Annotated in this window: 11 protein-coding genes; 5 read left to right on the top strand and 6 right to left on the bottom strand. The window is 30.2% G+C overall.

Going from position 1 to position 12384, the window contains the following annotated elements; genetic code table 11:
* The first annotated feature begins 25 nt into the window (after positions 1 to 25).
* From BM549_RS01750 to BM549_RS01730, 5 genes are all read left to right on the top strand, one after another.
* Positions 26 to 487, top strand: coding sequence for a thioredoxin family protein (locus BM549_RS01750; protein WP_290468683.1), 462 nt, complete (start codon positions 26 to 28; stop codon positions 485 to 487).
* A gap of 101 nt (positions 488 to 588) precedes the next feature.
* Positions 589 to 1782, top strand: coding sequence for a DegT/DnrJ/EryC1/StrS aminotransferase family protein (locus BM549_RS01745; protein ID WP_290468682.1), 1194 nt, complete (start codon positions 589 to 591; stop codon positions 1780 to 1782).
* 151 nt (positions 1783 to 1933) lie between these two features.
* Entirely contained in the window at positions 1934 to 3235 is a 1302-nt protein-coding gene (locus BM549_RS01740; protein WP_290468681.1) for a hypothetical protein, read from the top strand.
* A 23-nt stretch (positions 3236 to 3258) separates the two neighbouring features.
* Entirely contained in the window at positions 3259 to 4251 is a 993-nt protein-coding gene (locus tag BM549_RS01735; RefSeq protein ID WP_290468680.1) for a hemagglutinin protein, read from the top strand.
* Between the two features lie 43 nt (positions 4252 to 4294).
* The gene (locus BM549_RS01730) at positions 4295 to 5089 is read left to right on the top strand and encodes a T9SS type A sorting domain-containing protein (RefSeq protein ID WP_290468679.1); all 795 of its coding nucleotides are present in this window, start codon (positions 4295 to 4297) and stop codon (positions 5087 to 5089) included.
* A gap of 76 nt (positions 5090 to 5165) precedes the next feature.
* Here BM549_RS01730 and ribB read toward each other — a convergent pair whose 3' ends face one another.
* The 6 genes from ribB to tpx form a co-directional block, all read right to left on the bottom strand.
* Positions 5166 to 6317: a 3,4-dihydroxy-2-butanone-4-phosphate synthase gene (gene ribB, locus BM549_RS01725; RefSeq protein WP_290468678.1), complete on the bottom strand. Its 1152-nt coding sequence runs from the start codon at positions 6315 to 6317 to the stop codon at positions 5166 to 5168.
* Positions 6318 to 6412: 95 nt separating this feature from the next.
* Complete coding sequence (locus BM549_RS01720; RefSeq protein ID WP_290468677.1) at positions 6413 to 8104, bottom strand: LptF/LptG family permease; 1692 nt, start codon at positions 8102 to 8104, stop codon at positions 6413 to 6415.
* Between the two features lie 8 nt (positions 8105 to 8112).
* Entirely contained in the window at positions 8113 to 8754 is a 642-nt protein-coding gene (locus tag BM549_RS01715) for an outer membrane lipoprotein carrier protein LolA (RefSeq protein WP_290468676.1), read from the bottom strand.
* Between the two features lie 29 nt (positions 8755 to 8783).
* Positions 8784 to 11234 carry a DNA translocase FtsK gene (locus BM549_RS01710; protein ID WP_290468675.1) on the bottom strand — a complete coding sequence of 817 codons (2451 nt, stop codon included), beginning with the start codon at positions 11232 to 11234 and terminating at the stop codon, positions 8784 to 8786.
* Positions 11235 to 11308: 74 nt separating this feature from the next.
* Positions 11309 to 11680, bottom strand: a complete 372-nt coding sequence (locus BM549_RS01705) for a diacylglycerol kinase (protein WP_290468674.1) — start codon at positions 11678 to 11680, stop codon at positions 11309 to 11311.
* Complete coding sequence (tpx, locus tag BM549_RS01700) at positions 11673 to 12179, bottom strand: thiol peroxidase (protein WP_290468673.1); 507 nt, start codon at positions 12177 to 12179, stop codon at positions 11673 to 11675. Before tpx ends, BM549_RS01705 begins: the two co-directional genes overlap by 8 nt.
* Positions 12180 to 12384 lie beyond the last annotated feature (205 nt).

Below are 12384 nucleotides of genomic sequence, written 5' to 3'. Positions count from 1 at the left end.
TTGTACAGTTTATAAGTTTAAAACAATGAGAAATCTACTACTAATACTATCCATTTGTATATCTACAATTGGTTTTTCACAAAACGAAGAAATATCTAATCTAAATTGGTTGTTAGATTTAGAAGAAGCAAAACAAGAATCTGTTAGTTCAAACAAGCCAATATTAATTTATTTTACTGGGAGTGATTGGTGTGGACCATGTAAATTACTTAAGAAAGATTTTTTTAATACAGATGCTTTTGAAGAAAAAGCAAAACATTTTGTTTTATTAAAAGTAGATATGCCAAGACGTATAGATATAATAACTCCAGAACAAAAAGTTAAAAACAAAGTTCTAGTTAAGAAATATAATAAAAATGGAGGTTATCCAAATTTAGTTGTTTTAAATAAAAACTTAAATGTAATTGGAGAATTATCGGGTTATACTTTTCTTAGAGAAACAGATAGACATTTTGCTTTTATTGATGGAATTATAGAAAAGTATTAAATAAGTTATTTTAATATATTAAAAGCCTTTTAAACTTTGTTTTAAGAGGCTTTTTTAATTTTAGAAATAGAAGTATTTTTGAGAAAAATATAATAAAAGTTATGCCAGGATTTGAACGCTTTGGAGATTTAGAAAGAGAAGAATTACAAGATGTATTAGATAATGGAGTTTTAATGCGTTATGGTTTTGATGGTATGCGTAATGGACACTGGAAAGCTAAAGCCTTAGAAGCAGAATTACAAAAAACTTTAGAGAGCGATTATGTACAATTAGTTTCTAATGGAACCTCTGCTGTTTCTGTAGCATTAGCTAGTGCAGGTGTTGGAGCAGGAGATGAAGTTATTATGCCAACATTTACTTTTGTAGCTAGTTTTGAAGCTATTTTATTACTAGGTGCAATTCCTGTGCTTGTTGATATAGATGATACTTTAGGTTTAGATGCAAAAGCTGTAGAGGCTGCAATTACATCAAAAACAAAAGCTGTAATGGTTGTGCAAATGTGTGGTAGTATGGCTAATATGGATGCTCTATCGCAAGTTTGTAATAAGTATAATCTACTTTTAGTTGAAGATGCATGTCAAGCTATTGGAGGTCGTTACAACAATAAACCACTTGGAAGTATAGGAGATTTAGGTTGTTTTTCTTTCGATTTTGTGAAAACTGTAACCTGTGGTGAAGGTGGAGCGGTTATAACAAATAACAAACAATATTATATAAACGCCGACCATTTTAGTGATCATGGGCATGACCACATTGGTAATGATAGAGGCGCAGAAACGCATCCTTTTTTAGGCTATAATTTTAGAATTTCAGAACTACACGCTGCAGTTGGTTTAGCTCAAATTAAAAGACTACCAGAGTTTTTAGAAGTTCAGAAAAAAAATTATACAATTTTAAGAGAGACACTTGCTGAAATTCCAGAAGTTACTTTTAGAACTGTGCCAAAAGGAGGCGAAGAAAGTTATGCTTTTTTTAATTTCTATTTACCAGATTTAGAAATAGCAAGAAAAACAATTGCAGCTTTTAAAGAAAATGGAGTAGATGTTTGTTGGAATTATTACGATAATAATTGGCATTATGTTAGAAAATGGAATCATTTAAAAGACGCTAAATCTTTATACCCTTTATCTAAAGAAATAAAAGATTCTTTAAGTTTATTGAGTAAAAAAACATTTACTCAAAGTGATCATTATATTGGTCGAAATATTTCTTGCCTAATTAAATTATCGTGGACAGAAGAAGAGGTTAGAAGTAGAGCATTAAAAATGAAAGAAGCCATTTTAAATTCTCTCTAAAAATATAATTAGAGATTATAAATCCCTTTTAGACTTAGGTTTAAAAGGGATTTTTTTGTTTTATTTTTTTAACAAAAATGTTAACCTTTTAATTTTTGGGACATAAATAGGAAATGAATAGCTATTAACCATTTCAAAAAAACCAAAAATTATGACATTTTCAAAAAGTAACCATCAATTAAGGCAAGGTAATAATGACTTAATTCATAAAATTGTTTTAACATTATTAATTACATTTTTATTTCTACTAAGCAGCTATGCGCAAAATAGTATAAATTATAAAGCACTTGTAAAAGATGCATCAGGTAATATTTTGGCATCACAACCTATAAGTATTCAGTTTATAATTTATGAGGGTGCAGCTCTTACAAATAATGTTTATCAAGAAAGCCACACCATTAATACCAATGCTAACGGTATTATAATAGTTAATATAGGCGAAGGTGTTACAGCAGGTAATTTTTCTAGTATAAATTGGCAAGATGATGAGCATTTTCTTAATGTACAAATTAATACGGGATCTGGTTTAGTAGATTTGGGAACAACACAATTTAAAGCAGTTCCTTATGCTCTAGTTGCTAAAGATATAGAGAATAAAGTTTGGGACATTAATGGTAATAACACTTTTTATAATGAAGGTAATGTAGGTATTGGTACCAATTTACCTAATGCCAAATTAGATATTGTAGGTTCTGGAACAGATAATACGTCTGCTCGTGTTACATCTCCTATTGGTACTTCATCCTTAGAACTTTTTCACCCAAACCCATCGATAACAGATTGGTCTATTACTAGTGACGTTAGTAATGAATTTCAAATTACTAGCTCTAATAATGACTTAGTTTCTAGTGATGTTAGATTTAAATTAAAATCTAATGGAGATATTTTAATGGCAGAAAACGAAGGTCGTGTAGGTATTGGTATTGTAAATCCAATAAATACTTTTTCTGTATTACAAGCAACTGGTATCGAGAATACTGTTAGAATTGAAACATTTGATCATCCAACGGGAAAAGATTTGTTAGAACTGAAAGTTCCTGAAGGTTCTACATCAGGATCACAATTTATTGAAATGGAAAATGGAGGTTCTATTGTAGCAGCAATTAACTCTGATGGTTCTGCAGAGTTTAAATCTATACAATTTGAAGATAATACCACTCAAACAACTGCAGCTGTTGGACCAGTTGCTTATGGGTTTGTGATATCTAATGGTACAGTATCATCGGGTTCTGGAAACTTTAGTGTGATTTGGAATGCAAGTTTAAATAGGTATGAAATAACGATTTCTAATGTTGATTATTTTTATAGATCTTTCGCATCAAATGTAACGGCTTCTTCTTCTTCAATACACAGATGTCGTGTTAGCAGCCAAAATGGAAATATGTTGGTATATCTCTATAATTCAGCGGGAGCACCAATACAAGGCGAGTTTCAATTTACAACTTTTCAATAAAAATCATTTTAAAATTTATTATTATGAAAACTATAATTATCATTTTAGTTATCCTGATTTTACCATTTTTTGGAAACACTCAATCTATAGAAAGGTTTAGTATAGATAGCGGTGGCGCAAACTCTACAAGTGGAAACATTAATATGCTTTATACCATTGGAGAGGTAAATGTAGCAGAGCGATCGTCATCAACTATTCAAATTTCTGAAGGCTTTATAACTCGTGTAATAAAAATAAAAATTAATCCAAAAGTATTTCTTCAAGGCGCAATTATAAATTCTGAAACAACAGGATTAATGAATGATGATTTAAGAGATTTAGGTTTGTTACCTGTAGTTTCTCCTTTTGGAGATGGAAAAACGGTTGATGCAAATGTGTTTAATCTTGGAGGAACATCTAGTCTTGGTGCTTTTGAAGATGATATTGTAGATTGGGTTTGGTTAGAGTTTAGAGACGAAACAGATGTTTCTAATATTATAAAAGGCACATCTGTATTACTACAACGTGATGGAGATGTGGTTGCATTAGATGGTGTTTCAGATATTTCTTTAGGCATTATTCCTAAAAATTATTACATCGTTTTAAAACATAGAAATCACTTAGGTGTTATGAGTGCAAATCCTGTAGCGGTTACAGAAACTGGGACTGCTATAAACTTCACCTCAAATGCCACAGCTACTTATGGCAATAATGCCCAAGTTATACTTGCAAATGGCGATTTAGCATTATGGACAGGTGATACTAATTCTAATGGTCAAATTCGTTTTTCTGGTCCAAATAACGATGCTAATATTATTAAAGATGACATATTAAACGATCCATTAAACAGCTTTAATTCTGCAACTTATACATCTATTGGTTACTTGCTTATAGACGCAGATATGTCTGGCAGTGGTCGTTTTTCAGGCTCTAATAATGATAGTAATATTATTAAAGATAATGTATTACAGCATCCAGAAAATGGTTTTGCCTCACCAACATTTACAATAAATACAACTATTCCTGAGGGAAATTAAACAACATAAAACGCTATTAATTAATCCAAATAAAACAAAAATTATGAAAATTTTTTACTCAATTTTAGCATTATTATTTTTTTCAATTAATATTAATGCACAATCCTATACTTACGGTATAGTACATACAGATAATTATAATTTTAAAATTGTAGCTATACCAGATTTTGATGCTGGTACCGATGCTTCAGATATGGGTTTTACCTTAACAATGCCAGCAGGATCTGCAGATTTGATTAATGCAAATAGCTTGTTGCCAGGACGTGTTTGGAGTTTACAAGAATATGATGCAGCTTTTTTAACAAGTCAAGGTTTGGGAGATGGAAGTAGAGATGTGTTTCAATTTAATAATCCTCCAGGACAATCTTTAATATCTCATGTAAATGGTGAGCATATAGATTTAGTCTCATTTTCGGTTACTAATATGCCAAGTTCAGGAGAAATGACATTTTTAGATAATGCAGATCCTGTTGCTATTGGCGCTATGGGCGTTTTAGATAGTTTTTACAATTCTAATATAGATAATTCAACCACACAGGATTATTTTGGAGGATATGAACCTGGATATTCGTCTGTAATGTTTAGCACGTTAAGTATTGGCGAAATTGAAACAGAAAACATCTCGGTTATAGTTTATCCAAATCCAACAAAAAACTCTATTTCTATAAAGTCTAAAAATAATATAGCTATAGCTAAGCTTTTTGATGCAACAGGTAAACAATTAATGGTTATAAATAAACCTTCTACTTTGTCTTTAAAAAATTTACCATCAGGTATTTATATTTTAAAATTAATTACTTCTGGCACTACTGTGATAAAACGAATAATAAAGCAATAATGATAATATAAACGAGAATTTATATTATCAATTATTATATCTATAAAACCTAAAGTTAATTGTAAGGTTCTATGCCTTAATAACCAACATATTTTACAATCTCTAATCCATAACCAATAATACCAACTCGTTTTGTTTGTTGTGAGTTAGAGATTAATTTTAGTTTATGTATGTTTAGATCATGAAGAATTTGAGCACCAATACCAAAATCTTTACTATCCATGGCTATTGCCGGTGCTTTGGTAATTTTACCTTCGGTTTGTTTTTCTTTTAAAACATTTAGACGGTTAAGAAGATTTAAAGACTGAGATTGCTGATTAATAAATAAAATAGCACCTTTTCCTTCTTCGTTAATTACACGAAACATATCGTCTAATTTTTTATCAGCATTATTAGTAAGTGTACCTAATATATCATTGTTTACTAAAGTAGAGTTTACCCTAGTTAAAACAGGCTCATTAGTAGCCCAATCTCCTTTTGTAAGAGCAATATGAACTTGGTCGTTTGTAGTTTGTTGGTAAGCACGAAGTCTAAAACTACCAAAACGTGTTTCTATATTAAAATCTTCTTTTTTATTAATTAGTGAATCATGATCCATACGGTATGCCACTAAATCTTCAATAGAAACTATTTTTAAATCAAACTTTTTAGCAACTTCTATTAATTGCGGTAAACGTGCCATTGTACCATCTTCATTCATTATTTCAACAATAACACCAGCAGGTTGTAATCCTGCTAAACGTGCAAAATCTATAGCAGCTTCTGTATGTCCCGTTCTACGTAAAACACCACCTTCTTTAGCAACAAGAGGAAAAATATGACCAGGTCTAGCTAAATCAAATGGTTTTGTGTCGTTATTAACTAAAGCTTGTATGGTTTTAGAGCGATCTCCGGCAGAAATTCCTGTAGTAACGCCTTGACCTTTTAAATCTACAGACACAGTAAATGCAGTCTCCATTGGATCTGTATTATTACTTACCATCATGTGTAAACCTAAATCTTTACAACGATTCTCTGTTAATGGAGCACAAATTAAACCGCGACCATGAGTAGCCATGAAATTAATCATTTCTGGAGTTACTGTTTCTGCAGCGGCTAAAAAATCACCTTCATTTTCTCTATCTTCATCATCGACAACAATTATTACTTTACCAGCTTTTATATCGTTAATTGCTTCTTGAATTGTATTTAATTTAAATGCCACTTTAGATTCGGTTTTAGTCGTCATATTCATGCTTTTAATTATGCAAAGATATTGCTTATTTGTGGTTTTATTTTAAAAAGAGATTTGATTTTTACCTAGTAAGTAAAGAAAATATAGAACTATTTTGTGAATTTGTATTTTATAAAATAAAATACAGCTACAATTAAAGAAACAGCACTTAATTGTGTTGCTGCTACGGCAAATTCTGGTAGTTTGTTATTAGCAAATACAAAATGAAGAATTACAAATGCAACTAAAAGAAATAATGCTATAAATGCATTAACAGCTAAACCTTTATTTTTAAAAGTTTTTTTACTTGTTACTATATCTTTATTAGTAGCATCTATATTGTTTTTAGATTCGTTTTTTAAAGCTTTCTTTTTGTTACCAAAACGTTTTGTATACCAATTTTTTATTGGAACGGTAATATGGTCAAATTCAAAAATACCACGATCTGCAGTAGCTCTTCTGGTTAAATAAATACTAAGTGGCAACATTATTAATGTAGAAAACCAAGTGCCTAAAACAGGATTTAAAGTTCCATCTTTAGCACTGTTTTTTGCAAAAATTCCTATAAAATGATAGGTAAGAAAAAGTACAATTGCAATTACCATTGGTAAACCTAAACCACCTTTTCTAATTAAAGCGCCTAAAGGAGCACCAACAAAAAATAATATAACACAGGCAAATGCTAATGCAAATTTTTCATGAAGTGCAATAATATGTCTATTTAACCAATTAGATTTTGTTTTTAAATTAGCTTCTTTAGTTTGTATTATTTGTGTTGTACTCGAAGTAGCGTTAATGGCGTAATCTAAAAGCTGTATTTTTCTGTTGTTTTGAAATAGATCTATAATATTTCCATTATATGTAGTGTCTTTTTTGGGCTCAACAGATAAGTTAACAGTATTTATATTGGTTCGCTTTTCTAAATTTGTAGCAAAAAGTTCATAAACCTTTTGACGTTCTGTATGCAATGAATCTGTTGTATAATTTAATTGCGAAATATTAAGCATAGAATATTTATTATCTGTGCTTTTATCGTCTAAATCTACAGCATTTAATTGCGATAAGTCAATATTCATTGTGTACTTATCAAATATACTTTTAGCAAAAGGTTTCCTTAAGCGTTCTTTATAGTTTTTAGGTGGTGTATCATCATAATAATAACCATTAAAAAGAATTAATTTTAAAACATCAGATTTTTCTGCACTTACTAATTCTCCGTTTTCAGCTATTATTGTTTTAAAATTTCCTGGTTTTGATTTTTGACTTTGATGTATCACTACTTTTTCTAAAAACTGCCCGCGATCTCCAGTTTTTTTAGAAACTTTTATATTAAAACCTTCACCTATTTGGTTGAATTGGCCTTCTGCAATAGCCATTGCAGGTTTTACTTTGGCTATGTTTTTTCTTAAATTAAAGCTATTGTATTCTGCCCAAGGTATAACGTTATTACTAAAAAAGAATGTAGTAATACTTAATGCTACTATAAATACGCTTAAACCAGACATGGCTCGTTGTAGCGAAATACCTGTAGACTTCATAGCTGCAAACTCATAATTCTCTGCAAAATTACCAAATACCATTATAGATGCTAACAAAATAGTTAATGGTAATATTAAAGGTATTAAAGTAGGAGTAATGTAAAATAAAAATTTTACAACTGTTGCAGGATCTAAATCTTTACCAGCTAATTCTTTGATATACAGCCAAATAGCTTGTAATACAAAAATCAGCATGAGTATAACAAACACGCTGATAAAAGTTTTTAGATAAGAAGTTAATATGTATCTATCTAGTATTTTCACTCAAAGACTTAGTCTAATTTATTTATGTAGTAATCTTTGTACTTATTTTCGTCAAATGTAAACAAGCTTTTCGAGATAGGCTCGTTAGTTTTAAAAGAATTAACAGTTAAAGTTGTTTTTGTTCCGTTACGTCCTATTTCTATTAGGTTATAAATGTGTTTTGTTTCTGCATCAATACCTAATAATATGTATTTTATAGTAGCTTGAGAGTCTATAGGATTTAATTTTACATACTGAATTTTTCTGCCACGAACATTTTGAGTAATATCCATTTTGTAAGTAAATCCATCTTCGTAAAACGATAACATTTTACTAGGTGTAATTGTACCTTCTTCAGAGCTGTTTTCTGAAGAAATAGTAACTTCTTCATCTTCAGGGCTTATTGTGTATAATTTACTGCCATCAAAAACTCTTGTAATGCCAAGAATATTTAATTTAAATTTTTCACCTTGCATGGTAACATCTCCACGTGTTTCTTGTTTTATGTTTTCAGAAGCATTTTCTAAAACGTATTTAAAATCTATGGCTATATTATTATAACTTTTTACTTTTTGAGAAACTTCATTTAATAAAGATTTTGCTTTTGCATCATTTTGTGCAAATGTTGTGCTTGATATAATAATTGCTAATAATAGTATTACTTTTTTCATTTTTTTATATTAATAGTACTGTTTAAAATTTATTTACCTTCATTTTCTAATAATTGATCGAGAGCAACTAAATCTGGAACTAAAACTTGTCTTGCTTTACTGCCTTCAAAACCACCAACAATTCCGGCGGCTTCTAATTGATCTATTATTCTACCGGCACGGTTGTAGCCAAGTTTAAGTTTTCGTTGTAATAAAGAAGCAGAACCTTGTTGTGCTGTCACAATAATTTCGGCAGCTTCTTTAAATAGTTTATCTCTATCTGCAATATCTATATCAAGACTCGTGCCACCTTCTTCACCAACATATTCTGGAAGTAAATATGCGTCTGGATAGGCTTTTTGTGCACCAATAAAATCTACAATTTTTTCTACTTCTGGAGTATCTACAAAGGCACATTGTATTCTAGTAACATCATTACCTTGAGTATATAGCATATCTCCACGACCTATAAGTTGGTCTGCTCCGCCAGCATCTAAAATGGTACGAGAATCTATTTTACTAGATACTCTAAAGGCAATTCGAGCTGGGAAGTTGGCTTTAATAATACCAGTAATTACATTAACCGATGGACGCTGCGTTGCTATAATTAAGTGAATACCAATGGCTCGAGCAAGTTGTGCTAATCGTGCAACTGGAGTTTCTACTTCTTTTCCGGCAGTCATTATTAAATCGGCAAACTCATCAACAACCAAAACAATATATGGTAAAAATGCGTGACCATCATTTGGGTTTAGTTTACGTGCTTTAAATTTTTTATTGTATTCTACAATGTTACGACACAATGCATTTTTTAACATTTCATAACGGTTATCCATTTCAATACAAAGTGAATTAAGTGTGTTAATTACTTTTGTATTATCTGTAATAATCGCTTCAGCTTCATCTGGAAGTTTTGCTAAATAATGGCGTTCAATTTTATTGAATAATGTTAATTCTACTTTTTTAGGATCTACTAATACAAATTTAACCTCGGCAGGATGTTTTTTATATAATAAAGAGGTTAAGACAGCATTTAAACCTACAGATTTTCCTTGACCTGTTGCACCAGCCATTAAAAGGTGTGGCATTTTTGCTAAATCTATAACCATTGTTTCGTTACTAATGGTTTTGCCAATAGCAATAGGTAAGTGCATTTCAGACTTTTGAAATTTTTGAGATGCAATTACAGATCGCATGGATACGATTGTAGAGTTTTTATTTGGTACCTCAATACCAATGGTTCCTTTTCCTGGAATTGGAGCAATAATTCTAATACCTAAAGCAGCAAGTGATAACGCTATATCATCTTCAAGATTTTTAATTTTTGAAATTCTAATTCCAGCATCTGGAACGATCTCGTAAAGTGTAACGGTAGGACCAATGGTTGCTTTAATGGTTTGAATTCCTATTTTATAATTGTTAAGTGTTTCAACAATTTTATTTTTATTGTCTTCTAATTCTTGTTGGTCTATTTTAATGCCTTCAACATCGTACTTTTTTAATAAGTCTAATGGTGGAAATTGAAAATTACTCAATTCAAGAGTTGGATCAAATTGGCCAAAATCTGCAACTAATTTATCTGAAAGGTTATCGGTTTCAGATTTTTCTTCTTCTACTTTTTCAACTTTAATCTCTAAAGCTTCTTCCTCTTCAATGGTTTCCTCTTTTGGTATTTCTACTTCAAGTTTAGCTGAAGTTGAACTTGTATTCGTAGTATCTTCAACTTTAATAGTTTCAGTAGGTGTTTTTAATTCTTCTACTGTATTTGTAATATTAGGTTCTAATGTTGTTTCTTCTACATTAAAGGCTGTTTTAATGGCTTCAGCTTCTTCAGTTAAAGTATTATCTATAGGAACAAAAGTTTCTTTTGATGCATCTTCAAATTCTGTTTTAATATCTTTTTTTGCTTTTTTAAATAATGAAGCAATTCGTTGTGGAGTAAAATTAAACCTTGTGGCTAAATAGGTGATAAATCCAAAAATTAATAAGAGTACAACTCCTATTTTACCAATGTAAGCTTGTAAATATTGATTAAGTTCAAAACCTATAGTACCGCTTAATATACCATAAGTATCGCCTATAAAACCTAGTAAAATTGAAATCCAAATTACTATTATGGTTCCCCAAAACCAATGTTGAATAAGTTTGTTTTTCTTTAAATCTAATAAAGTGTAGATTCCAGATAAAAATATTAGACCTGCAAATATAAAGGATGCAATACCAAAACCACGATATATAAATAAATCACTCACCCAAGCGCCACTTTGGCTTGCCCAATTTTGAGTTTTTACAGTTCTAGAAGGTAATTCTTCTATTAAACTTTGGTCTGCTTTGCCTGTAAATAAAAAGGATAGGAAAGCAATAAAAATTAAAACACCTAAAAGAACTAGTAAACTTCCAAAAATTAACTTTTGTTGGTTAGATAGTTCTATACTTGGCTTTTTAAAAGTCCTTTTTTTCTTGGTAGTTTTAGATTTTGATTTTGCTTTTGCTTTGGCCATTTCTGGAATTTAGATTGCGTAAAAATACAAATTACTAACGGTTTTCCTAATGCGTAATTGTGTTTAAAAATATATTAAAATATTTTAGGTATGTAAATAATGCAACCTATTATTACAGCAGCTATTGCTACTATAAATACTGCGCCTGCAGCTAAATCTTTTATTAATCCAATTTTTGGGTGATGTTCTGGGTGTATAAAATTTGCAATTTCTTCTATTGCAGTGTTAATACCTTCTATCGCCATTATTAATGTAATTACTAAAATTTGTATGCACCATTCTGTAGCATTTATTTTAAAATAAAATCCAGCAATAGTCATAATTACACCAATAAAAAATTGAATTTTTATACTGGCTTCAGTAGTAATTAAAAGGTAGGCACCTTTAAAGGCAAAACCTACACTTTTAATTCTATTAATAATAAATGGTTCCTTTTTTTTATCCATTAGCTAATGCTTGCAAAGACGCTTCGTAGTTAGGTTCTTCGCCAATTTCCGGTACTTGTTCTGTATATTTTACCGTACCATTTTCATCTAAAACAATAACACATCTAGAATGTAATCCAGCAAATCCACCAGAAGTTATTTCTAGTCCATAGTTTTTACCAAAATTTCCATCTTTAAAATCAGACAGCATCATTACATTATCTAAACCTTCAGCTGCACAAAAGCGTGCTTGAGCAAAAGGTAAATCTCTAGAGATACAAAGTACTTTAGTGTTTTCCATTTCAGAAGCTTTTTTGTTAAATTCTCTTGCAGATTGAGCGCAAACTCCTGTATCTACACTTGGGAAAATGTTTAGCAAAACTTTATGCCCTTTTAGGTTAGATAATTCTTGAGTAGATAAATCACTTACTGTTAAATTAAAATTTGGAGCTTTTTCTCCAACTCTAGGTAAATTTCCTGAGGTTTGTATAGGTGTTCCTCCTAATGTAATATTAGCCATTTTATAAATTTTTTGTTTGATAAAAGTAGACATTCTCTTAATATAATAGACTTAACAAAATACTAAATTTTAACAAATAGAACTATTAAGGTTGGTTTAGTTAATTAATTGTTAAAGCACATCATTTTAAAAACCGTATAGATTGTGTTACCGTTTATATGGCAAATAACAAAATAACTTAAACTTAAAAAATTGAAAATTATGA

Origin of the sequence: Lacinutrix sp. MedPE-SW, assembly GCF_001874145.1 — a bacterium.
Lineage (GTDB): Bacteria > Bacteroidota > Bacteroidia > Flavobacteriales > Flavobacteriaceae > Lacinutrix.
This window is presented reverse-complemented; position numbering and strand designations above follow the sequence as displayed.

Excerpts from the sequence above, each read along its gene's own strand:
- BM549_RS01750 (WP_290468683.1), top strand. The coding sequence starts at position 26 with ATGAGAAATCTACTACTAATACTATCCATTTGTATATCTACAATTGGT.
- BM549_RS01745 (WP_290468682.1), top strand. The coding sequence starts at position 589 with ATGCCAGGATTTGAACGCTTTGGAGATTTAGAAAGAGAAGAATTACAA.
- BM549_RS01740 (WP_290468681.1), top strand. The coding sequence starts at position 1,934 with ATGACATTTTCAAAAAGTAACCATCAATTAAGGCAAGGTAATAATGAC.
- BM549_RS01735 (WP_290468680.1), top strand. The coding sequence starts at position 3,259 with ATGAAAACTATAATTATCATTTTAGTTATCCTGATTTTACCATTTTTT.
- BM549_RS01730 (WP_290468679.1), top strand. The coding sequence starts at position 4,295 with ATGAAAATTTTTTACTCAATTTTAGCATTATTATTTTTTTCAATTAAT.
- ribB (WP_290468678.1), bottom strand. The coding sequence starts at position 6,317 with ATGACGACTAAAACCGAATCTAAAGTGGCATTTAAATTAAATACAATT.
- BM549_RS01715 (WP_290468676.1), bottom strand. The coding sequence starts at position 8,754 with ATGAAAAAAGTAATACTATTATTAGCAATTATTATATCAAGCACAACA.
- BM549_RS01710 (WP_290468675.1), bottom strand. The coding sequence starts at position 11,234 with ATGGCCAAAGCAAAAGCAAAATCAAAATCTAAAACTACCAAGAAAAAA.
- BM549_RS01705 (WP_290468674.1), bottom strand. The coding sequence starts at position 11,680 with ATGGATAAAAAAAAGGAACCATTTATTATTAATAGAATTAAAAGTGTA.
- tpx (WP_290468673.1), bottom strand. The coding sequence starts at position 12,179 with ATGGCTAATATTACATTAGGAGGAACACCTATACAAACCTCAGGAAAT.